At 35.2% G+C, this 23,377-nt stretch carries 18 protein-coding genes; 7 read left to right on the top strand and 11 right to left on the bottom strand.

Annotated elements, in window-relative coordinates; all coding sequences use genetic code 11:
- Positions 1-179: 179 nt before the first annotated feature.
- The 11 genes from CYP54_RS01955 to ccoG all read right to left on the bottom strand — a co-directional run bounded on the left by CYP54_RS01955 (position 180) and on the right by ccoG (position 18,166).
- On the bottom strand, positions 180-1,550 hold the full coding sequence (locus CYP54_RS01955; RefSeq protein WP_103603996.1) for a thioredoxin reductase: 1,371 nt from the start codon (positions 1,548-1,550) through the stop codon (positions 180-182).
- Positions 1,551-1,553: 3 nt separating this feature from the next.
- Positions 1,554-5,222, bottom strand: coding sequence for a hypothetical protein (locus CYP54_RS09800; RefSeq protein WP_181001498.1), 3,669 nt, complete (start codon positions 5,220-5,222; stop codon positions 1,554-1,556).
- 24 nt (positions 5,223-5,246) lie between these two features.
- Complete coding sequence (locus tag CYP54_RS01945) at positions 5,247-8,780, bottom strand: Mbeg1-like protein (protein WP_181001496.1); 3,534 nt, start codon at positions 8,778-8,780, stop codon at positions 5,247-5,249.
- The gene (locus CYP54_RS01940; RefSeq protein ID WP_103603995.1) at positions 8,781-9,407 is read right to left on the bottom strand and encodes a tRNA 2-selenouridine synthase; all 627 of its coding nucleotides are present in this window, start codon (positions 9,405-9,407) and stop codon (positions 8,781-8,783) included. It abuts the gene before it with no gap.
- A gap of 36 nt (positions 9,408-9,443) precedes the next feature.
- Positions 9,444-10,133 (bottom strand): tRNA 2-selenouridine synthase, encoded by a 690-nt coding sequence (locus tag CYP54_RS01935; RefSeq protein WP_103603994.1) that lies wholly within the window; start codon positions 10,131-10,133, stop codon positions 9,444-9,446.
- A gap of 27 nt (positions 10,134-10,160) precedes the next feature.
- Positions 10,161-10,388: a hypothetical protein gene (locus tag CYP54_RS01930; RefSeq protein WP_021090435.1), complete on the bottom strand. Its 228-nt coding sequence runs from the start codon at positions 10,386-10,388 to the stop codon at positions 10,161-10,163.
- A gap of 17 nt (positions 10,389-10,405) precedes the next feature.
- Positions 10,406-11,788, bottom strand: a complete 1,383-nt coding sequence (locus tag CYP54_RS01925; protein ID WP_103603993.1) for an efflux transporter outer membrane subunit — start codon at positions 11,786-11,788, stop codon at positions 10,406-10,408.
- Entirely contained in the window at positions 11,778-14,903 is a 3,126-nt protein-coding gene (locus CYP54_RS01920; RefSeq protein ID WP_103603992.1) for an efflux RND transporter permease subunit, read from the bottom strand. The genes CYP54_RS01925 and CYP54_RS01920 overlap by 11 nt, the downstream gene beginning before the upstream one ends.
- A 10-nt stretch (positions 14,904-14,913) precedes the next feature.
- The gene (locus tag CYP54_RS01915; RefSeq protein ID WP_103603991.1) at positions 14,914-16,074 is read right to left on the bottom strand and encodes an efflux RND transporter periplasmic adaptor subunit; all 1,161 of its coding nucleotides are present in this window, start codon (positions 16,072-16,074) and stop codon (positions 14,914-14,916) included.
- A gap of 109 nt (positions 16,075-16,183) precedes the next feature.
- Positions 16,184-16,810, bottom strand: coding sequence for a TetR/AcrR family transcriptional regulator (locus CYP54_RS01910; protein ID WP_103603990.1), 627 nt, complete (start codon positions 16,808-16,810; stop codon positions 16,184-16,186).
- 30 nt (positions 16,811-16,840) lie between these two features.
- Complete coding sequence (ccoG, locus tag CYP54_RS01905; RefSeq protein ID WP_103603989.1) at positions 16,841-18,166, bottom strand: cytochrome c oxidase accessory protein CcoG; 1,326 nt, start codon at positions 18,164-18,166, stop codon at positions 16,841-16,843.
- A gap of 138 nt (positions 18,167-18,304) precedes the next feature.
- Between ccoG and rpsU the strand changes: the two genes are divergently transcribed.
- The 7 genes from rpsU (at position 18,305) to CYP54_RS01870 (ending at position 23,261) form a co-directional block, all read left to right on the top strand.
- Complete coding sequence (gene rpsU, locus CYP54_RS01900; protein WP_009294994.1) at positions 18,305-18,517, top strand: 30S ribosomal protein S21; 213 nt, start codon at positions 18,305-18,307, stop codon at positions 18,515-18,517.
- A 103-nt stretch (positions 18,518-18,620) separates the two neighbouring features.
- Entirely contained in the window at positions 18,621-19,253 is a 633-nt protein-coding gene (locus CYP54_RS01895) for a DNA-binding protein (protein ID WP_103603988.1), read from the top strand.
- A complete protein-coding gene (locus CYP54_RS01890; RefSeq protein WP_103603987.1) occupies positions 19,250-19,867 on the top strand; it encodes a UPF0323 family lipoprotein in 618 nt (205 codons plus the stop codon). Before CYP54_RS01895 ends, CYP54_RS01890 begins: the two co-directional genes overlap by 4 nt.
- 2 nt (positions 19,868-19,869) lie before the next feature.
- Positions 19,870-21,051 (top strand): glutathionylspermidine synthase family protein, encoded by a 1,182-nt coding sequence (locus tag CYP54_RS01885; RefSeq protein WP_103603986.1) that lies wholly within the window; start codon positions 19,870-19,872, stop codon positions 21,049-21,051.
- A 2-nt stretch (positions 21,052-21,053) separates the two neighbouring features.
- Positions 21,054-21,989: a D-2-hydroxyacid dehydrogenase gene (locus CYP54_RS01880; protein WP_103603985.1), complete on the top strand. Its 936-nt coding sequence runs from the start codon at positions 21,054-21,056 to the stop codon at positions 21,987-21,989.
- Positions 21,989-22,747: a hypothetical protein gene (locus CYP54_RS01875; protein WP_103603984.1), complete on the top strand. Its 759-nt coding sequence runs from the start codon at positions 21,989-21,991 to the stop codon at positions 22,745-22,747. Before CYP54_RS01880 ends, CYP54_RS01875 begins: the two co-directional genes overlap by 1 nt.
- A gap of 16 nt (positions 22,748-22,763) precedes the next feature.
- Positions 22,764-23,261 carry a YajQ family cyclic di-GMP-binding protein gene (locus CYP54_RS01870; RefSeq protein WP_103603983.1) on the top strand — a complete coding sequence of 166 codons (498 nt, stop codon included), beginning with the start codon at positions 22,764-22,766 and terminating at the stop codon, positions 23,259-23,261.
- Positions 23,262-23,377: the final 116 nt, after the last annotated feature.

Genomic DNA, 23,377 nt, shown 5'->3' with positions numbered 1-23,377 from the left:
GTTAATAGTGTGACCAACATATTGCCTACATGCATTATCTCTTTATAGTTTTCTTCTAGTTTTTCATATGAGGTTTTATAAAGTTCTATTAGGCCGGTTATCGTAGAGATCTTTGATTGTAGTGGCTTAATATATTTTTCTTTGGCTCCGTTTGGAGCCATAGATATTAAATTTATTCTTTAATCCTTTATATTATGCTCTTTTGCATAACTTAGTATCTTTTGCCTAAGATCTTCAGGGAAGCTATCTCTATACATTACTGGCGTTAGAGGATTTAGCTTTTTGTCTAATTTACCAGCCTCATATAGTCTTGTTAGCTCTTCTGGTGTGTTATAGTATGGTGCATTAGGATAGCCCTCAGGTGGAGTTAGGGACATTATTTTAGATTCTAGAAGAGTGGAGTCGATGTAGAGGTCTATGTCTCTATCTTCATAATTAGCTGGATAGCCTTTTTCAGAAAAAATCTCTGCATATTCTAGCAGTTCTTTTTTTACATACGCCACAAATTCTTCCCTTGTAGTCTCATTTGCATCTAGGTCTCTAGGATCAAGTAGTTTGCCTTCGTCTTCCACAAGTTCTCTTAAAACTCTATGCATTGATCCTGTAGGGTTAATCACTACACCACCCCTATTAAAATCCATCACAAAGTAACTTCCCACTATCTCATCAAGATAGGGCATCATGCCATATTCATCTAGTGGTGGATTTTTAAATAAATTCTCAAATTTTATTTTTGCTTGCAAGTCTTTATTTGAGCCTGATATATAAGACGAAGAAGAAAAGTATCTAGCTAACACTTTTAAAGCATCTACTTCTCCTAGTTGGGCTGCTAAGAATACTGCTTGTCTAGCTCTTGTTTTAAAGCCAGAGTTATTTAATACAGTAGCTGAAGAAAATGATCGTCTATCTCCTAATATACCTGCACATATATTCCACTCACCATTAAATAATCTTGATTTAAGTGTATTTTTATTTCTATTTACTTCATCATAAATTTCAGCATACTCAGGCTTTGTTAGTTTGCCATTACTATCTACTCTACCTATTACATCTTCAGGAATATCTATCATAGTGCATTTTAGATTACTTCTTTTTACTAGATAGATATATCTATCTCTTTTATCTTTTAGACTTTCATAATAAGCTTTTTCTGTTTTAGTCCAAGGAGCTATCTTAGTAGAGTTTGATTTATAGCTAATATCTAGCCATGGTTTAAATGATAGATAGTCTGTTTGACCTAAAGAGTTTGGTTTAGGGTTATAGTATAGTGGTTTATAGTTTTTATATAAAGATGAGTCTAGGATGGAGCGGGAGTCAAGGAGCATTTGGGATTTTTCCTTAAAATACTTTGTTGTGTTGTCATCTTTAGTTTTAGACACGATTAAATTTGTATTTTTATCAAACCAGACTTCTTCTCCATTTGGAGCTATGACCGTATATGTATTAGTGTTATCCATTAAATTTTCTTTACTCATTAAATTTCCTTTATTGATTATTAATAGTGATCCGGCTACTAAAAGAGCTATGATGATAAATATGATCTTTTTCATCTCTTATCCTATATATAGACCATCTTCCATAACTATGGTAGTGGCTAGACGACCTATTAGGCGAGGTGGCATATCTTTTTTATTTTTTTTGCTATGCTCTATCTTACACCCCACATACATACCCTTTACATTGTTGTTGCCTATTACATCTAATGCTTTTAGTAGTCTTCTTGATTTATTATCTACTTCACATACATTGGTATTTAAATTTCCATTTTTAAAGTCTTCTAGTATCTCCATAGCTTCGTTGTATTTGTCTATTGGTAGGTCAGTACCCTCTTCGACACCCTGACTATATAAATCATAAATTTCATCTCTTTGTTTTATATCTATTGAGTTTGATGGACTTATTGTTAGCAATGTTTTAACTCCTTGTAGCATAAGCTCTTTTGGTGAATATGCTAGTTTTTTATTTCTTTTGTTAAGGTTGTTAAAGAACTCTTCATCAGTTTTATTATCTGTTCTTAGCTCATCTAGACATAGATAAGATATCATAGTATCTAGGCTTATATCTTTAGATAGATTAGAGTCTAGTTTGTTTGTAGTAGTGTTTATATCATAGTAGAAGAAGTTATGATAGTCTAGTCCTCCACTAGATAGTCTTCCTCCTATGATAGTTCTTTTTAGATCTATATTTATAAAAGATGAGTATATCTCTATAGGATAGTAGGTATATTCACTTGTTTTAGTGGAATTTGGTTCATAAGATATATTCTTAACAGCATAGGTATCATTAAATTTATTTGTGAAATACTTATGAAGTATTAGTTCATAAGATCTTTTTTGTTGTTCGTAGTTGTTGATGAAAAAACTATCTACTAAAAAGCCAAATCCAGCTTGTATTAAAGTTTCTGCATAAGTTTTTAAGCTATTTTTTAAAAAATTTTTACCAGCACTTATAGCTATTTGTCTTTTTACATTTATGCCTACTTCAAATTCATCTATCCATTGTTTTGTTTTTTTTATGCTGTGTTTGGATTTTTTTTTGTTATCTACATATATATAGAGAAGTTGGTTGCCTTTTACTTTGACCACTCCAGCAAATGCTGTTTGTTTGATTTTTTTCAAGGCTTTTTTATTGTTTTCGTGAACTAGTTTTGCAACTGGCGCTTCGCCTAGCATACTAAATACTTTTAGTTCTCCTATTAGCTCCATAAAAATATTCTTAAAGATATTGCCTTTACCACCTGAGAACACAGCGTCAATTACTTTTTTCATTATATCGTCAGACTTGTCTATGAAAAAGCCATAAAATGGAAATATATCATATAGGGCATCATCTAATGTTGATGTTAAAGATAGATCTATAGTATATTTATACTCATCATCGTCTATCTGTTTAATATACTTTTCAAAATTCTTATCATCTATGCTTTCTCCGTCTATGCCGGTAGAATTTTTAAGAAGCTCTTTTAGCTCATTATAGGAGTCATCGTCTAGTATATTTTCACCATTTCTTACATGGCTTTGCTCTATTTTTTCTACTATCTCTTCTATGCAGATAGCATCTTGTTCTTTTTTTGCTTCTTTTGTTTGCTTGAAGAAGTAAATAGGCACAATAGCATTATTTTCTTGTATATAATATGTATTTTCGTAAAGAACATTAAGTGTTTCACCAAATATCTCTAGTGTCTCATAGTTTGATGAAAGATATGAAAATTTTAATCCTTTTTGCTTAATAATAGAGCTATCAAATATCTGCCTTATGACATAATAGCCCATCACTAGAAGAAATATTTTTGTAGCAGGGTAGTAATAATGTGTCCTTATAGAAACTTGATTGTAAGATTCATCAGCTATTGCTTCAAAACTCTCCATCCCTTCATTAGGCATTTTAAAGTATTGGTTTAAAAAATAAGCCACTTTATCATGTTTCAAGTTTGAATTTAAGCCTGAAAAGAAAATTTCAAATTCCTTTATATTGGCTTTTAAAAATTCCTCTTCATTATTAACTATCTCTTCCATATCTTTGGCGTTTTTAAAGTGTCTATTTATGCGACCTAGATATAAATTTGCCTCATTAAATTTTTTGTATTTTGCGTTAAAAGTGGTGTTTAAAACCTCTACTGATTTTGCGTCACTTCCATGAAAATTTTTGACACCTTTCATATATGAGTTATACTCCTCTATATCCTTTTCAAATTTTGCAAGCCTAGAGTTAATAACTCTCGTAAACGGACTCAAGCTTAAAAGATAAAGGTCTTCGTCTTTTTTTGCACCTATTTGTATAGAATACTGACTATAGTCTTTTACATTGCCTACATTTTTCGGATCAACTATCTTTTTACCGCTAACCCTGTTAATACTATCTTCTATCTTATAGCTTAAGATGTTTTGTATAAGGTGCTCGTTTAGCTTTGCGTTTAGCCTTATGGGGGCGTTTGAGACGACAAGATAGTTTTTAGAGATACCGCTACTATTATTTGTATTGTGAGTATTGTCTTTTGTTGTTAGGGATTTGTCTTTTAGGAGATTTGCAAATTTGAAAGAGTTAAAAAATGGATATTGCATATAGACAAAATTTGCTCTATTTGCGATCACGCACTCTTCTATCCTTTTAAGTAAGCTCTCTTCGCTATTGTTCTTGTCGTTTTTACATATAGATATATTTTTAGACTTATCTACATTTTCATTTTTGCTTACTCTAGCGTCAAATAAGCTTTGCTCATCGCCCTCTAAAATAAAATCAGAACAAATACCAATATACTCATCATAATTGCTCTTGGCTTTAGTGGCTGTTATATCAAAGCATGAAAAATCTATAAATTTTCCACTTTTTTGATCGTTATTTGTAAAAACCAATATATTATTAAATGACACTGTGTTTAATAGACCTAGTATAAAGCCAAATTTAGTAGCTAGCAAGCTAGCGGCTGGACCAGAAAACGCGTAAAAGCCTCTTTTGTTTAAAAAGTCAATTATATTTGTAGTAGTAGTTATCGCCTCTGGAGCTGCCAGCAATAAAGCTAGTGGCTTAAACGATCCCTTTATATCGCTTATGTCGACAAGATTGATTAGAAATTTTGTGATCTCTTTTAAAATATATTTATTGCCATCATCTGAAGCTTTTTTGAGATTTTCTTTTATATTTTTAAAGCTCTCTTCTATGGCCTTTACGGTTTCATCTCTTTTATCAAAATTTTCACGACTTAGTATTGTATTGGTTTTGTTGATTAGCGAATTTTTTAGCTTATCTAATATAGCCTCAAAATTTGTCTCTATATTTTTATAGTTAGATACCAACTGGCTAGATGCATCGTCAAAATTTTTAATCTTATTGTCTTTGCTTCTACCATTGTTTGCAAGTTCTATTAGCTCTTTTACGAATTCTGCTATTACATCTTGTTCTTTACTAAGAACCTCTACATCTATATCAATATCTTTGATTGTTATCTTATTGGTTGTGTTAACAGCTTTTTCGCTTTTAAATAAATTTGACTTTTCTAAATACTTATATGTTTTTATAAGCACATTTTTATTGGCTTTCTTGTGATTGTATAGTCTCGCGATTGTCTTGTTATATAAAGCATCTCCATTTAATATATTGGTATCATGAAAATGGTTTAAATCGCGACAATAAAATGTTATGTTTTGATATTTGTCAGCAAAAACATCAAATGCGTCAAGCAAGTCTTCTATGCTTCTAATAATTTTTGTATTATCTAATCTCAAGAACGATCCCTCTCTTTAAATTTATCAACTAACAAGCATTACAAAGTTAGTTGTGTTTATGTTATTTGTATAGCCACTATCTAGCCCTTTAGCTATCTCAAGCTCTATGCTTTTAGCTCCAGTTGGAGACATAAAAACATAAGTGTAAGTACGTCTATTCTTTTCTATATTAGAACTATTAAATTCATCTAAACTGGCAAAAAAGCCTACCCCACTTTCCGGGCTATTTGCCTTTTTGTAGTTCTCTTTATCAAGAGAGCTAAAATTCTTTGGAACTACAAATATCAAATTCAGTTTATCCACTCCATATCTTAGTTTAAATTCTTTGATGTCATAACGCTTATCGTCATAATTATCCGCTAAAAGAGCCTTTAAATTCTTATCCTCTACGTCTCTTCCCTCGTCTAAATTGAGTTTGATCTTGCTAAAGCCATTTTTATCTTCAAATTTTTTATCAAATAGATAATAGGTAGTTACCAAAAGATTATCTATTTGAGAAGCAAAAGCTTTTATATGAAGTCTGATCAATGGCTTATTTAAATTTGGATTTTGTACGGCAAGGTTATTATTCTCAAACATAGAATTACTTAAACTATGCTCTAGTTTTAGTTTATTCTCTTTTTTTATGCACCTTAGCGAAGAACCGGTGTTGCTTAGGCAGTTTGGCACTAGATCTTGCATTACAGCGTAGTGATCATTCATACTTTTTAGACTAAGTGCTGATCTTGGTACATAAGCTACTATGACGCATGGGATCCTAGCTGAGCAGCCTACTATTGGCGAGTTTATAAAATCAACATCAAGTATCACGCCTTGATCGTCTGATCTTATGCTCCTACCTGCCCTACTTTTTAAGATCACATGACCGCCATGTGGGCAAATGATAGTGTCATCCTCTATGACAGGGCATGAAGTCGCAGTAGATGAAATTTCTTTAGATTGATTATCTTTTTGTAAATTTTGCCTTTGATTTAAATTTGAAAGAGCCTCTTTAGTCTTTTTGCTCATTGGTTTTAGATCGATATTTAGACTCTTATTTAATAGTGAATAATTTAATATATTTGCTTGAGAATTTCTATAAGCAACATTTAGCCTTCCTATATCTTTATCCTCATCTCTTGGCTGATGAGTAAAATTTAGAGGTATATTCTCATCACTATTATATTTTTCATCTTTAAAATAAAGTGGATAATCCTCCTCTTCATTGGCTTTAGACAAAAGGGCAGAGTTTAGATATATTCTTTGATTCGTATTTTTGTTATCTAACTTAAATATCTCCTTTAATACCTCAACATCAACGATACTTTTATCTACTGCACTTACACTAAGAGTATCGTTATTTTTATAAAAGATACTTCCTACGCTCTCATTCATAAGAGCTTTTATATCATCGGTTGCTACTTTATTGTTGTAAGCCACATCGTCGTTATTTTGAGCAGATTTATTATTAGCTATTACTATGGCTTCATCGCTAGAGCTTATGTCCTTAGAGTCTATGCTAGCTAAAAAATTTTCATTTTCTTTTAGCTTTGCTAGATCCGCGTATTTTAGATTTATTATGCTCTTTAGCATATCTATTCTATCTTTTACGAAGATGCTGGCCTCTGCTATATCTACTCTATTATCTCGTAGTATCGTTATATTTTTATAGATGTTTTTACTATAAGAGAAGTATTTACCAAGCTCATTTACGTCTATCTTTTTTTCAAATACAAATAAATTCAAAGCACAAATAGCCACTAGCATATCTATATCGCCAGCTCTAGCATCACTTACTATCTTTGTCGCATCTAGTTTATCTAGATCATCTATATCTAGTATCTTTACTAGATGTGCTTCTTTATTGCTATTTTTATCTATGTTGCTGCCTAAATTTTCTATTATATACCCGACCATATCTTGCTTAAAATTTTCATCACTAAATTTGCCATATTCATAAAAGAGATTTAAATAAGCATAAAAAATATATAAAGGCGTATCTAGCATAGAAGCATCACTTATATCATCTATATTTACATCTAAATTTAACTTCGATCTTATGCATTTTAGTTTAAATTTAAGCGACTGGATATATTCATTTAGATAGTCAAGTGCTTCAGCTATATCTTTGCCTTCTATCTTGGCTTCATTTTCTTTGTTTTCTAGAAGATAGCACAGCATATATAAAACCAAAACGCTCTCTTTTAAAAAGTGAGATCTAATTAATATATTCACCAAGTGTCTATTCTCGGTATTTTCATACTTTACTTCGCCAGTTGTATCTATGCCTAGCTTATAGCCTAGATCAGATATGACCGAAAAGGTAGGTTCTATCAAAACAGCTACATCTTTCGAAAAGCTATCTTCATCTCTATTGATACTTTGTTTAACGCTCTCTACGTGATGTATCTCTATGTCTATATCTTTTTCTTTGCTAGCTTTATTTATATTAGAGCTCACCTTTTTATCTGCAAGAGTCTTTTGAGCTTGTTCATTATTTTTAACTACATCTACGTATTCATCTACACTGCTCTTATCATCTTTAAAGCCAAACATACCTTTTATCTTGTTAAAAACTGAGCCTACCATCTTTCCTATAAAGCCATCTTTGTCTATGACTCTTGCTATCCATCTTGCACCTTTTGCTATAGCTTTAGCCACAAAGCTAAGAAGCCTTAAGCTCCAAGTAAAAGCTGAAGCTAATATACCACCATAAATTCCTGGAGCGTTATAAGTATAAAGTTCTTTTACTCCGCTATCTTTGAAAGTTACTGCATATATTTGAGCTAGATGACCTCCTAATGAGTGACCTGATAAAATGATGTCTTTGGCGGTGTTATCTAAGCTACTTAAGTTTTGACTATGAGAATTTATAGCTTCTTGCATAGAGGATTGGAGTGATTTTAAGGCAGATATTTGCATAAGCGCTCTTGATGTGATAGCCATAAAGGCATCATCTAAGAGATCGTTTATTTTCATCTCTGTTCCTCTAAAGCCTATTATATAGTTTGACTTAAGCGTATCATAAAATATAGTTGAGCTAAAACCTGATTTTTGATTAGGTATGTGCTTTACTAGCTCATAGCGATTGACAAAGAGTTTCGTGCGAGGAGAGAGGGATTCGGGTTTATAAAAGATATAGAGTGGCTGATCTGGTACCAAAGCTATAAAATTTTTTACATCATTTTTGAGTTCAGTATCTTTTGTTTCTCCATTTGCCCCAACTGGTTTCTTTACTATTTTATCTGCCATAAACCTAGCTTCAATTGCTAAAGCATAAGCGGTAGGATCACCAAAATTCCTACCATTGTTTTTTGCTTTCTCGGAAAGCTCCTCTATTGTGTCACCCTTGATAACATCATCTGCATATCTCCAAACAGGCTTTTTTATTTCATCTTCTCTATAAGAATTTACAATGTTTTCAGGGACATTATCTTTACCAAATTTATCATAAAGCTCATCAAGTCCATTTCTTTCATTCTCAAATACATTATGAAGCATTGCATAACTTGCATCAGCTATATCAATATAGTCTTTAAAGCAATTTATTAGCTCTTTATTTGATTTTTTAGTTTGCACTTACTTGTCCTTGTTTGCTTTTATGAATTTGTTGTTTGTTAGAATGAATTTGTTTCCGCCGCTTACCGAAACTATACTTTTTTTACTAAAGCTTATTCCCATTCCTTCATCTCCAAATAAGCCATATTTAGTACTATATGTTTCATAATAAACATCTATGCTTATAGGAACTATTTCTCCATTATCATCTACATATAATTTTCCTAAATCTAAATATGGTTTTTCTTTGTTAAAATTTTCTAAACCTATAAACTCAATTATTTTATTTATATAGACTTCAGAAGTTTTGGCTTTCTTACCAGTTTGGTTTTCATAATCTACCCAACGAGTATAGTATCTTTTACCATTTGAGAGGGTTTGAGGGAATTTTTGATCCATGATTTCTAGGTCAGATCTTTTAAAATTTCTTTTGTTATTTTTAAAGAAATCGTCCATATAATCGCTTCTTTCTTTTTCTCTTCTCTCTATCTCATCAACAAATTTTTGATTAAATATATACACTCCACCATATTGTTTAGCTAAGTTTTCTAGTTCAGAGTTACTTATCTTTTTATTTGCTTGATTAGCTGAGCAAGCTATTAAGAATATACTTGTTAGAAGTAAGAGTGTTATAGCTAGAAATTTCATTGATTATCCTTTTATGTTTGAAATTTTAGTTTGCACTTACTTGTCCTTGTTTGCTTTTATAAATTTGTTGTTTATTAGAATGAATCTATCTTTACTAGTTCTTGTTACAAAATTTTGTTTACTTAATTTAAAACCCCTTCCTTCGTCACCATATAAGCCATAGCTGGTCTTTACATATGTATAAGATACTCTTACAGTTACAGGTATAGCCATATCTTTGTCTTCATATAGATAAAGCATTAGTAATTCTGGTCTTTGTTTGCTAAAATCATCTCCAATAAATTCTTTTATCTTATTTATATAAACTTCTGGTACTTTGGCCTCTTTACCAGTTTGGTTCTCATAATCTATCCAGCGAGTATAGTATCTTTTACCATTTGAGAGAATTCGTGGAAGTTTTTCATTAATAGGCTTTGGATCAATAGCGTAAAGCCCATCACCCAAATCTCTACCTTTCATTTTTTTACTTAACTCTTTTCTCTCAGCTTCTCTTTTCTCTATCTCTTTCTCAAATTTCTCATCAAATATATATACTCCACCATATTGCTTAGCTAAGTTTTCTAGTTCAGAGTTAATTATCTTTTTGTTTGCTTGATTAGCTGAGCAAGCTATTAAAAATATACTTGTTAGAAGTAGTAATATAAATGCGGTAAATTTCATAAATAAATTTTTAAAATAAATAATCAAAAATCTAAGAATTTTACATAATGAAGTCAAGGAGTTCATCTAAGGATTTTGTCCTTAGATGAAAGATTAAGATTTTTTGATCGCTCTAATAGGAATAACAAATATTGCTGCGATCACATAAAAAGCAATACAAAAAACAGCCGCCATCATAAATATCTCACCGATATCATAAAAGCTTGACTCAAGCCTAAATGTATCAACGTAATTTATCGCAAACCATAATGCTACGCCAAGAGCGATAGCAAAAACAAAAAATCCCCAAGAAAACAAGAAATTTAATATCTTAGTTCCCAATTTCTCTCCTTTTTTAATTATTTTTCTAACCTAAATCCGCCACCAAAAGCTCTATAAACTTCGACTGCACTATCAACCTCATCAAGCTTTGCTGAGACGTCTTGTAATTTTGCTTGAAGCAAATTTCTCTCCGCATCAAGAAGCTCTAAATGCCCAATATAGCCAGCGTCATATTGCTCTTTGGCAAGCGAGTAAATTCTTTGTTGGGATTTTAGCAAATTTTTTACCTGATCCAAAGAGAGCTTTGCATTTTGTCTTGAGATGAGGGCATCTCTAACCTCACCAAGGGCCGATCTAACAGTTGCTTCGTAAGTGATAGCTGCGATTTGCTCGTTTGTCTCGGCAACACGGACATTGTTTTTTGTCCTGCCAAAATCAAAAATTTTCTGTGCTAAAGAGCCGCCTATGCTCCATGTATTGGCATTTCCAACAAAGATATTTTCAAAATCAATACTTGAAAAGCCAAAAAGTCCAGTCAGTGAAATGCTTGGAAAATACTCAGCCTTTGCAACACCAACAAGAGCATTTGTAGCTCTTAAATCAGCTAGTGCCTTTGCCACGTCGCTTCTTCTTAGCAAAATTTCAGAGCTAATGCCAGCACTTATCTCGGGAGAAGCTGGTAAATTTTGCGAGCTAGCAATAGCTCCACTTAAAATTTCATTATTACTTTTACCAGTCAAGATGGCTAGTGAGGTGATAGCTTTTGACTTTGCATTTAATATAGAAGTAAGATTGGTCTTAGCGCTTTCTACTGCTGCCTTGCTTTGCAAATAGGTCATCTCGTTTATGCTTCCAAGATCAAGCTGTGTTTTGCGAAGCGCTAGCGTGTCTTCATAGGTTTTTAAAGTCTCTCTTAGCACAGCTTCTTGCATATTTAATGAAACTAACGCAAAGTAGCTTTTTGCAACACTTGAGCTAATACTTAGCCTCGCGCTATCATAGTCAAATTTGGTTGCATTTAGGCTTTCTTCGGCCGCTGCTACATTATTTCTTACTCTACCCCAAAGATCGATCTCATAGCTTAATCCTAAATTTATATCTGATTTTCTATAACGAGTTTGTGGTTGTTTAGTATACGTTTCCCCGCTACTTTTTGCTTTTTCGTAGCCTACATTTAAATTTATACTAGGAAGCAAATCCGCCTCAGCTACGCCAAGGCTTGCTTTTGCTTTCTCTAAATTTAAATAAGCAACACGTAAATTTGTATTTTTCTCTAGTGCATTTTCTACTAGAGAATTTAAATTTTCATCGTTAAATTCTCTCCACCAAAGATCTCTTATATCGCTTGTTTCGAAAGTATATGTTGAGGTGAAATTTGTATCCACGTTTGGCATATCTGGACGAAATGAGCAACCAGCTAAAAATGCCGCTGTTATAAGTATAAACGCCTTATTTCTCATCTTTTTTTGCTCCCTTTTTCCAGTATTTTTCATTTAAATTTTCAAGCAAATAGTAAAACATTGGCACGAAAAATATCGCTATCGTAGTTGAAGCGATCATGCCACCAACCACACCAGTTCCTAGTGAGTGGCGAGAAGCTGCACCAGCACCTGTGCTTATAACCATCGGGAAGACGCCTAAAGTAAATGCAATTGATGTCATTACAATTGGTCTAAAGCGAAGTCTAGCTGCATTTATCGCTGAGTCAAATATACTCTTACCGCTATCACGCTCTTGCATTGCAAATTCTACGATCAAAATGGCGTTTTTGGCCGCTAGACCAATAAGCAACAAGAGTCCGATCTCAAAGTAGATATCGTTTGTTAGCCCTCTTATCCAGACTGCGAGCAATGAGCCAAATACCGCAAATGGCACGGCTGTGATAACCGCAAGTGGGATGAGCCATCTTTCGTACTGAGCTGCAAGGATCAAAAAGACAAAAATCATACCAAAGATAAAAGCAACCGTGCCTGTTCCTTGAGAATTTACCTCTTGATACGCCGTTCCAGCCCAGCTTATAGCGTAGTCCTCGCTGCTTAGCGTGTCATTTACGACCTCTTGGATCGCTCTTATCGCATCGCCTGACGTGTAGCCAGGTTTTGGATCACCCATTATCTTAGCTGATGGAAAGAGGTTAAATCTATCAACAATATCAGGTCCAATCGTTCTTGTAAGCGTTGCTACTGAATTTAGTGGCACCATGCCGCCATCATATGAGCGGACGAAAATTTTTCTTAGATCCTCAGGATTATTTCTAAAACTTTCCTCAGCTCTTGCATATACTCGGTAAGATTTACCAGCAAGATTGAAGTCATTTATATAGTAAGAGCCAAAAGTAGCTGCTACCGTGCTAAAAATTTCACTCTCGCTTACGCCAAATAATTTAGCTTTTTCTTTATCAACTGTTATCTTGAACTGACGATAATTTGTCTCAAGCGTGGTTCTGACATTTGTTAGTTCAGGCCTTGCATTGGCTATTGCTGATACTTTTCTAGCATCTGCTTCTATCTCGTTGTAACTCTTGCCGCTTTTATTTTGTAGATACATCTCAAAGCCACCAGTCATTGATAGACCCATAATAGGCGGTAAATTTACAACGAATGTCATTGAGTTTTTTGAGCTCCAAAGCATGCCATTAAACTGGCCAGCTAATGTATCAGCTCCATTGTTAGCGCCTTTTCTCTCACTCCAATCTTTTAGTTTTATAAAGCTAACGGCTGAATTTTCTCTAAGCGAGCTAGCCAGTATGTCATAACCTGCAAAAGCCATAGTGAACTCAACATTTGGATTACTTAAAATGGCGTTGCTAATTGAGACTACTTCTTCTTTTGTCTTTAGCATATTTGTTGAAGGCGGAAGTGAGGTGATAACCATTAAAGCACCCTTGTCTTCTGAAGGCACAAGCCCTTTTGGAACCTTTTGAAATAGGCCATACGTTGCAAATCCCATTATGCCAATGACTATAAAGCTGATAATGACGTGTTTTAAAATTTTAGCCACTCCAGCCGTAAAGAGTCTGGTGCTAAAGTCAAAGAAGTCGTTAAATTTCTGAACTATCCAAAATGGCTTGCTCTCTTGTTTCTTAAGCATAACCGCACAAAGCGCTGGCGTAAGAGTAAGAGCGACGAAGCCTGAGATACAAACAGAAACAACAAGTGTTAGAGCAAACTGCTTTTGTATAACGCCAACAAAGCCTTCCATAAATGAAACTGGCACGAAAACTGCGCAAAGCACGAGTACGATAGAGATAACCGGAGTTTGCACCTCCTCCATTGCCTTAAACGTCGCGTCTTTTACGCTGATCTCTTTATCTTCATGTAAAATTCTCTCGACATTTTCTATGACGATAATAGCATCATCTACGACGATACCGATGGCAAGGATCAGGGCAAAAAGCGTGATCAAATTTATACTAAAGCCCATCACATAAAGTCCGCCAAATGTGCCTATGATAGAAACTGGCACAGCAAGCATCGGAATGATAGTCGCACGAAAACTTTTTAAGAAAAAGTACATTACGATTAAGACGAGTACCATCGCCTCAATAAAAGTTTTTATAACCTCATCAATTGAAACATCTATAAATTCTGTTGGATTGTAAGCTATGGTGTGCTCTAGGCCAACAGGATAAGTTTTCTTTAGCTCGTTAAGCTTTTCTTTTACAGCATTTGCAGTAGCAAGAGCATTCGCATCGTTTTGTAAAAATAGCAAAAGAGGAATAGCCGGCTTGCCGTTTAACATCGCGTCGTTAGCATAGCTAGCTGCTCCAAGCTCTATGGTAGCTACATCTTTTAGCTTCAACACTGATCCATCGGAACTTTTAATTATTATATCGCCAAACTGGGCTGCGTTTTTAAGACGTCCATCGGTACGAACAGAATAAACATAAGGATTACCACCATCCGATGGCTGTTCGCCTATCTTGCCAGCAGCGTATTGTGAGTTTTGAATTTTTACTTGAGAAATGACGTCGCTTGGAGTTAGTTTAAAATGAGCTAGTCTATCTGGCTTTAGCCAAATTCTCATAGAATACTCTTTAGTACCTATCAATACTGTATCACCTATACCACTAACCCTTTTTATCTCATCAGCAATATTTAAATTTACATAGTTATATAGTTCAATCAAATCCATATTTGGATTTGTAAAGCCAACTACTTGAAGGATCGAGCCACTTCTTTCACGCACCGTTACGCCCATATTTTGCACTTCTTGAGGTAACCTTGAAAGAGCAGCTTGCACGCGGTTATTTACATCGATCGTAGCTTGTTTTGACGATGAGCCGATCTTAAAATATACGCTTATATTCATCGTACCTGCTGAGCTTGATGTGCTTTGCATATAAAGCATATTCTCAACGCCATTTATCTGATCTTCGATCGCACTTGCGACTGAATCAGCGATAGTCTGCGCATCAGCACCGCTATATGTCGCACTTACAGAGACAGTAGGTGGAGTAAGACTTGGATACTCCTCTATTGGAAGCCCTTTGATACCCATAAGACCTGCTATAACTATGATGATAGATATAACAGTTGCAAATATCGGGCGGTTTATGAAAAATCTTGAAAACATCTATCTGCCTTTACTTGCTACTTGTAGCGTTTGCATCTTTGCCGTTTATAAATTCCGCACTTAGGTCTTTATCAGTTTCAACTGGTGCACCAACTCCGATTTTAAGGAAGTTATTAACGATTATCTTATCGCCATCTTCAAGGCCTTCAGTGACTGCTACCATATTTTTTGTTTGATATCCTGTTTTTACATTTTTTTGGCTTACTTTGCCATCTTTTACGACTAAAACATAAGTGTTTGTAGCGCTTTGCTGAAGGGCAACTTGCGGGATGTTAAAGGCATTTTTTTGAACAAAGCCGCTCATCTTTATATGACCAAACGCACCTGGTAAAATTTTACCTTCACTATTATCAAAACTAGCCTTTGCTAAAACGCTGCCAGTCGCGGTATTTACGACACTATCTATAAAATTTACTTTACCATTAAAATTTTCGCCATTGACACTTAACACAGCGTCACTATTTAGCTGTTGCCATGAGCCGTTATCCAAATTTGTCTTTCTAGTTAGATTATCCACATCGGCAATATAAAATTCTGCTTCAATAGGATTTATTTTTGTAAGTCTTACGAGCTTTGTTTGGTTTGCTATGACAAGCGAGCCAATATCTACTTGATTATCACCCACTACGCCGTCAAATGGCGCTGTGATAGTCGTGTAGCCAAGATCTATTTTTGCATTTTTTAAATTTGCTTTTGCGCTTACTAAATTCGCATTTGCAATGTCATAGGCTGCAACTGCTGCGTCGTAGTCTTTTTGAGAGACTGCATTTTTCTTATAAAGGGCAGAAATTCTTTTAAACTCGGTCTCGGCATTTTTCAAATTTGCATTTGCAACGCCAACAGAGGCATCAAGCGAGTCAAAGCTAGCTTGATATTTTTCTGGATCTATCAAAAATAACTTATCACCTGCTTTTACTTTGCTTCCCGGCTTAAAAAACTGCTTTATGATAGTTCCGCCAACTTTTGGATAGATAATAACATCTTGACTACTTGCAACCGTTGCAGTGTAATCAAAACTAATAGGTATGTCTGTTTTTTGTGCGGTAAAAATATTCACATGAGATAGCGGCATCTGGCGACCTGCTGCCGCTTTATTCTCTTTATTTTCAAAACAACCACTTAGAAATAAAACTGCAACCGAAAGCACAAGAGCACTTTTAAAATTTGCCATAAAAACCTCTCTTAATTTTAAATTTTAATATCATATTTAGTTTTTTGTAATAATTGTTACAAAAATTTAAAGTTCTCGATTCTATTAGAAAACAAATAAAAAGTCAATTTTATTTTTTACTAACTCCATTCAAAAACAACTCAACACACAAGCCAACATGCTTTTTACGTTCTTTTTCACTAAGCTTTGGTTCTTCATTTATCAAAAGCGAATCGTAGTAATAAGCTCCAATCACACTTTGTATAAAGTACTTTGCAGCAAATTTGGCTGAAAATTTTGAATCAAGCTTGGCTTTTACCTCATCTCTTTCAAAGAAATTTATAAGCACAAGATCGATCTTTTTTAAAATTTGATCCAAAAATGTCTTACCAAGTTTGCCACCATTCTTAGAACCCTCACTCATCATTATCCTACCAAGAGAGATATGCCTTTTGCTGCAAGTAATAGAAAATATTATGGTTGCAAATTTGGTTAAAAATTCCCCCAAGCTGTGAGAAATTTTAAGATCTATTTTCTCATCGATCTCTTTTATAAGTGCATCTATCTCTTGCTCAAAGATCGCCTCAAAAAGCCCCTCTTTATTCTCAAAAAATGTATAAATGCTAGAAAGCGATCCGCCACTTATCGCTACAATATCGCTTAAGCTTGTCTTTTCGTATCCTTTTTCTAAAAATAGCTCAAGTGCTGTTTTTACGATAAGCTCGTATCTTTTTTTACCCTTTTCTGAGATCGCCATCTTGCTTCCTGTTAAATTTTTGCCATTTTATCATCTTTTAGGATAGATAAAAGTACTTTGCCTTTGCACGCTGATAGCTGGCTCGTCAGTGGCATAGGCTTTTATATTTATATGTTTTAAAAGATCTTTATCACTTAAATTTTCATTTTTTGATTTTAGCGTGACGATTACTCGTTGCTTTGCACCAGCTTTTAATATAAATGGCTTATTTGGACGAGAAATTTCTATATTCTTATCATCTACTTCAAAGTAAAAGGCGTGCTCTTTATTTTGTGTATTTTGCACCAAAAATACGTAAGAATTTTCGACTTCATTTTCACCTAAAATTTTATAAAGCTCGCTTGTTCTATTTATGTTTAAAAGCATGCTTTCTTTTTTACCACTCATCAATACCCCAGCTGTTAAAACAATGCCCAAAATGACGAGATAAGCAACCGTTCTAAAGCGTAAAATCTTGACTCTCTTTTGCTCTTTTATAGAGTTTATACTTCTCCACTCAATAAGCGAGCTTTCATCAAAATGCTTCATCACTTTAGCGCAAGCATCGCTACACTCTAGACAATTTATACATTCAAGCTGCATGCCTTTTCTTATATCAATGTGCGTCGGACATATCCTCACGCATGCCTCGCAGCCAGTACACAGCGCGCCCTCTTCTTTTGGTTTTTTAAATTTCTCTTTTCCGTTATAGATTACGCCGCCTCTTTTTTGATTGTAAATAACTTGGATCGTATCGTTATCAAACATCACTGATTGCACCCTAGCGTAAGGACAAACATAAATGCAAAAATTTTCTTTTAAAATGATGACATCATAAACTAACCAAATAGCGATAACAAGCCAAAATGCAAGCAAAACTCCATGCTCACTTGGCTCTTTTAAATAAGCAAAAAAATCAAGCGGTGGCACAAAATACCATAAAAAATTTGCCGAAATAATAAGAGCTAAAATACACCAAATTCCAACTGCTAAAGCACGCTTTAAAATTTGTCCTTTTGGCTCATTTTGCTTATTTTGGATATTTTTTCTGATCTTTAAAATTTTAGTTTGCAAAAGGTCACGAAATATCGTTCTAAAAATAGTTTGCGGACAGCTCCAACCGCACCAAACGCGCCCTGCAAGTGTCGTTAAGAAAAATATACTTAGGAACAAAATAATAAATAAAAATGGCAGCAAATAAAGCTCTTGCATATCAAATTTTGTAAAAAAGAGATCAACTCTACTTTTATCAAAACTTAGCAAAAATAACTGTGCATCATTTACCATGATAAATGGCAAAACAAAGACAAATAGCGTAATACAGGCGAAAAAAATGTAACGCCTCTTGGCGTAGCTAAGATGAAAATCCTTTGACATAATAAGCCTTTTTTGAAATTTTATGATTATAAAGCTTATGGCATTAAAAGAGTTTTAAAAAAAAATAGTTAAAAGCTTAAATTTATGAAAATTAAACTATACTCACGGCTTATTTTAATCTGAAAGGTGGTGAGGACGTTGCCTGGTATTAAGGTACATCCTAACGAGTCATTTGACGAGGGTTACAGAAAGTTTAAAAAACAAACTGACCGTAACTTAGTAGTAACTGAAGCAAGAGCTAGACGCTTCTTTGAGCCTAAAACTGAGATCCGCAAAAAACAAAAAATTGCAGCTCGCAAGAAAATGCTTAAACGTCTTTATATGCTTAGACGCTACGAGTCAAGACTCTAAAACCAAGACAAAGAGGGCTTTGCTCTCTTTGTTTAACTCTTCTTTTAGCCTTATTTTTTTATAATCAAAGCAATTTTTTTATTTTATTTTAAACGGAAATTCGATGCAAAAGCTAGCTATAAACGAAGCTGCAGAAATTTTAGGCATAACAAAAGAAGCAGTCTATAATAGAATCCGCCGTGGTTCGATAAATACAGTCATTGAAAATGGCACAAAATTTGTCATCCTTGATGAAAAACCAAGTAGCGAAAAAGCCGCAAAATCCGCTCCAAAAAGCACAAAAACCAAATCCCAAAATGATGAGTTTGTAAATTATTTGCTAAATGAGTTAAGCGAGTTAAAGAGTTTAAATTTAAACTTGCAAGTCGATAAAGATAGGCTTTTTAAAGAAAAAGAGCAGATGCTAATCGAGCGAAAAAATGAAATTTTACAAATTTATAAGGACAGAGATGAGAAACTCATGCAGTTTCTAAATGCTATGCAAAGGCCACTTTTAGCACAAAAAAATGACGATATGCCAAATAACGAAGCGATAGAGGCCGAGATAGAAAATGAGTCAAAATGGATAAATTTAAGTGAATTTTTAAAGGAGCTAAATCTAAAGCCAAAGGCAACGAAAAAGGCTAGTGAAAAGATAATAAAAGCGATACACCACTCAAAATTTATAAAATTTAAACGAGGCGTGATACTTGTTAGAAGACATAAAAATTTAAAAGAGTTGATAGGAGAGATATGAAACACATTAAAAAGATAGCTACTTATGCTGCGGTAGGCGGATTTGGTGCGATCGTTATGGCTGGCCTTGCTGGTTGTGGCAATAACAATGGCGGTGATGAAAACGCACTAAATGAAGTTGCGCAAAAAAACGGCGCCTTTGTTATCATCGAAGAGAGTGCACCTGGTGTTTATAAAATTTTAGAAGAGTATCCAAGCACCGAAACTAGAGTCGTGCTAAAAGATATAAATGGCACTGAACGTGTGCTAAGCAAGGAGGAGATCGATAAACTCCTAGCTCAAGCAAACACAAATATTGACAATGGCACTTCAAATTTAACAAAAACGAGCGACGCCCAGCTAAGTAGCGGTGGGCTAAGTCTTGGTGAGACGATACTTGCCTCAGCTGCTGGTGCGATACTTGGTAGCTGGATAGGTAGCAAGCTTTTTGGAAATCAAAATTTCCAAGCTACTCGTCAAAATTCTTACAAAAATCCAAGCGCATACACAAGAAGCGTTGATAGCTTTAATAAGCAAAAAGCGGCAAATTCTGCTGCAAGAAGCAGTGGCGGCAAGAGTGGATTTTTCGGTGGTGGCTCAAAATCAAGCTCTAGCTCATCAAGCTTTGGAGGATGAAAATGATAAATTTAAGAAAAATCACCACATTAAACAACGAATTTATGGAGAAAATCGGCTTTGCTTGGCATACAGATAACGATAACAGCTCATATATCGCGGATGAGATCGTACAGGTAAAAGCAAGTGAAGCGGATGCTTACTACGAAGCGGTAAATGAGCTATACGATATGTATGTAAATGCTGCTCAGCACGTCATTGATAACAACCTTTTTCACGAGATAGGTATACCATTTAACCTAGTTGATAGTATCAAAAAAAGCTGGGAAAATGATGTTCACTGGCATCTTTATGGCAGATTTGATCTTGCAGGCGGACTTGATGGTAAGCCGATAAAACTGATAGAATTTAACGCCGATACGCCAACGGCAGTCTTTGAGACAGCGATCATTCAGTGGGCGATGCTAAAGCTAAATCATATGGATGAAGCAGAGCAATTTAATAACCTTTACGAAGCTCTAAAACAAAATTTTAAACGCCTTATCACGCTTGGCGACGATAATGTAAATTTTGAGGATGTTTACGAGGGTTGGGGGATACTCTTTAGCTCTATTGCTGGCAGTATCGAGGATGAGCAAACCGTGAAATTACTACAATACATCGCAAAAGAGGCTGGCTTTAAAACCGACTTTGCTTATGTTGACGAGGTCGTTTTTAACGATGACGAGGGCATTTTTAAAAATGATGAAAATTTCGAATACTGGTTTAAGCTTGTACCTTGGGAGAGAATAGCGATCGATGAGGGCGAGCTAGCACTCATACTCTCAAATATCATCAAAAATCAAAAAGCCATCATCATAAACCCAGCCTACACGTTACTTTTCCAAAGCAAGGGGATTTTGAAAATTCTTTGGGATCTATATCCTAATCATCCGCTCTTACTTGAAACCTCAAACGAGCCGCTAAAGGGCAAAAAATATGTGAAAAAGCCGGTATTTGGCAGAGAGGGCGCAAACGTCTCGATACATGATGAAAACGGCGTACAAATAGCAAGCAATGACGGCGAATACGACTCAAACAAAGCCATCTATCAAGAATTTTACGAGTTTAACCAAGATGAGAGGGGCGAGAGCTACCAAGCTGGCGTATTTTACGCTTACGAGGCGTGTGCGCTTGGATATAGAAAGGGTGGCAAAATTTTAGATAACTACTCTAAATTTGTAGGACATTTCATTAAGGACTAAAGATGAAGATCGTTTGTTTAGACGCGGCAACGCTGGGAGAAAACGTAGATCTTAGTGTTTTTAAGAAATTTGGCGAGTTTATCAGCTACCAAAAAACCAAAAGCAAAGAGGTCGTGCCCCGTCTAAAGGGCGTTGATGCGGTCATCACAAACAAGGTCATGATCGACAAAGCCGTGATGGAGGCGACAAATTTAAAGCTTATCTGCATAAGCGCAACTGGCATGAATAATGTCGATCTAGAACATGCAAAAACTAAAAACATAGCTGTTAAAAACGTAGCTGGCTACTCAACCGCAAGCGTCGTGCAGCACACATTTGCCTTACTTTTTGAGCTAACAAACCGCATCAAATTTTATGATCACTACGTAAAAAGTGGCGAGTGGGTGAAAAGCGAAATTTTCACCTATCTTGGCGCAGATATCAGCGAGATCGCTGGCAAAGAATTTGGCATCATCGGACTTGGCGAGATAGGACGCGGTGTGGCGGCAGTGGCGCGTGCATTTGGCGCAAATGTGAGCTACTACTCGACAAGCGGAGCAAATAAAAATAGCGAATTTAAGCAAAAAAGCTTAGATGAGCTACTAAGAAACAGCGACATCATCAGCATCCACGCACCGCTAAATGAAAAAACTAGAAATTTACTGGGTGCAAACGAGATAAATTTGCTAAAAGATGATGCGATAGTGCTAAATTTAGGACGTGGCGGCATAGTGGATGAAGCTGCGATGGCAAGGGCGATAGATGAGAGAAATTTACGCTTTGGCACTGACGTTTTAGAAAGCGAGCCAATGAGCGAAAATAGCCCATTTTTAAATGTAAAGAACAAAGAAAATCTACTCATCACGCCGCACGTGGCATGGGGCAGCTTGGAGGCTAGAAAGACACTCATCACAAAGATTGTCGCAAACATCGAAAATTTCATAAATGAGAGCAGATAATGGGCTATGATATAAGCTATCACGCCATTAGCGAAGATGAAATTTCAAAGTGGTATTTTGAGGCACTTGAGCTTGCAAGGGCTGGTAAATTTGACGAGGTTTTAGCGCTTGCTAGCAAGGCTGGCGTAGAGGAATTTTACGCCCAAAAGTATAAAGATACACTAAGCGCTGCGTTACAGTATAAAGACGATAAAATTTTTAACAAAACTCACGGCTTTTGTATCGCCGTCACGCAAGGATTTTTTAGAAAGTATTTCTACACTCGGGGCACATCGCTAAGCTCTTTGGCGCAGCAAAACGAGAAATTTAAAAACTACATCAGCAACTGGCGAGAAATTTTACCAAGTGAGTTTTTGGATAAATTTAGTGGCGAAATTTACAATGAGATCACCGAAAACTACTGCTGTGGTGCTTATGTGAGTGCTAAAAACGTAGCTAAACTAAAGGCTGACTATGAAGCAGGTGGTGAGATAAAAGATGCGATTGATGGCTTTTACGCTCAAAATTTACCTGTCTTTTTAGATGCTCTAAACTACGCATACGAGCTAGAAATAGGCCTGCTCGAGGCCACTGAGGTCGTGGAGCCAAATCCACTTGATCTAAACAAATCAAGCTCATATTCAAATCTCTTTAACTGTGATCCAAATGGAGCTATCATCTACGCACAAACTGCTGTGCAGCAGATTGGAGAGGCAGTAGAGCAAGAAGAGACTGGCAAAAAGTCGATTTTTGAGAAGATCAAAGGGCTATTTAAATAAATTTGAAAGGATAAAAATGGCAACTGAGCATAGTTTTGATATAAGTGCTGAGGTCGATATGATGGAGGTTAAAAACGCTCTTGAGACAGCGAAAAAAGAGATCGCAGCTAGGTATGACTTTAAAGGTCTTGCGGCCGAAGTTGAGCTAAATGAAAAAGAGAAATTTATCACGCTTCTTAGCTCAAGCGATAACAAGATCGACACACTAAAAGATATAGTTATCTCAAAACTCATCAAGCGAAACATCCCGCCAGTAGCGATCACAGAGACAAAAAGAGAGCCAGCGAGTGGTGGAAATTTGAAGGCGACACTAAAGCTAAACGATACGCTTGATGGTGAAAACTCAAAAAAGATCACCAAGGCCATCAAAGACTCAAAGATCAAGGTGAGCGCGCAGATCAGGGGCGAAGAGATCAGAGTGACTAGCAAAAGCATAGACGATCTGCAGGAGTGTATAAAGCTGGTTAGGGGGTTAAATTTAGAACTTCCGATAAGCTTTAAAAACCTAAAGTAACGGCCTCTCGTGAGTGCCTTTAAATGAGCTAGAAAAATTTTCACTCCGCAGGCTGTATGCCTAGCGCACGCTTAATTTTTAGTCGTAACATTTAAATCCATCTCACGACATTTTTG

Origin of the sequence: Campylobacter concisus (assembly GCF_002914005.1) — a bacterium.
GTDB lineage: Bacteria > Campylobacterota > Campylobacteria > Campylobacterales > Campylobacteraceae > Campylobacter_A > Campylobacter_A concisus_N.
This window is presented reverse-complemented; position numbering and strand designations above follow the sequence as displayed.

What these genes read in the sequence shown, in the direction of transcription:
- CYP54_RS01940 (WP_103603995.1), bottom strand. Translation starts at nt 9,407, where the DNA reads ATGAAATTTCTAGCTATAACACTCTTACTTCTAACAAGTATATTCTTA.
- CYP54_RS01895 (WP_103603988.1), top strand. Translation starts at nt 18,621, where the DNA reads ATGCAAAAGCTAGCTATAAACGAAGCTGCAGAAATTTTAGGCATAACA.
- CYP54_RS01870 (WP_103603983.1), top strand. Translation starts at nt 22,764, where the DNA reads ATGGCAACTGAGCATAGTTTTGATATAAGTGCTGAGGTCGATATGATG.
- CYP54_RS01890 (WP_103603987.1), top strand. Translation starts at nt 19,250, where the DNA reads ATGAAACACATTAAAAAGATAGCTACTTATGCTGCGGTAGGCGGATTT.
- CYP54_RS01885 (WP_103603986.1), top strand. Translation starts at nt 19,870, where the DNA reads ATGATAAATTTAAGAAAAATCACCACATTAAACAACGAATTTATGGAG.
- CYP54_RS01955 (WP_103603996.1), bottom strand. Translation starts at nt 1,550, where the DNA reads ATGAAAAAGATCATATTTATCATCATAGCTCTTTTAGTAGCCGGATCA.
- CYP54_RS01875 (WP_103603984.1), top strand. Translation starts at nt 21,989, where the DNA reads ATGGGCTATGATATAAGCTATCACGCCATTAGCGAAGATGAAATTTCA.
- CYP54_RS01915 (WP_103603991.1), bottom strand. Translation starts at nt 16,074, where the DNA reads ATGGCAAATTTTAAAAGTGCTCTTGTGCTTTCGGTTGCAGTTTTATTT.
- CYP54_RS01910 (WP_103603990.1), bottom strand. Translation starts at nt 16,810, where the DNA reads ATGGCGATCTCAGAAAAGGGTAAAAAAAGATACGAGCTTATCGTAAAA.
- CYP54_RS01925 (WP_103603993.1), bottom strand. Translation starts at nt 11,788, where the DNA reads ATGAGAAATAAGGCGTTTATACTTATAACAGCGGCATTTTTAGCTGGT.
- CYP54_RS01920 (WP_103603992.1), bottom strand. Translation starts at nt 14,903, where the DNA reads ATGTTTTCAAGATTTTTCATAAACCGCCCGATATTTGCAACTGTTATA.
- ccoG (WP_103603989.1), bottom strand. Translation starts at nt 18,166, where the DNA reads ATGTCAAAGGATTTTCATCTTAGCTACGCCAAGAGGCGTTACATTTTT.
- CYP54_RS01935 (WP_103603994.1), bottom strand. Translation starts at nt 10,133, where the DNA reads ATGAACTCCTTGACTTCATTATGTAAAATTCTTAGATTTTTGATTATT.
- CYP54_RS01880 (WP_103603985.1), top strand. Translation starts at nt 21,054, where the DNA reads ATGAAGATCGTTTGTTTAGACGCGGCAACGCTGGGAGAAAACGTAGAT.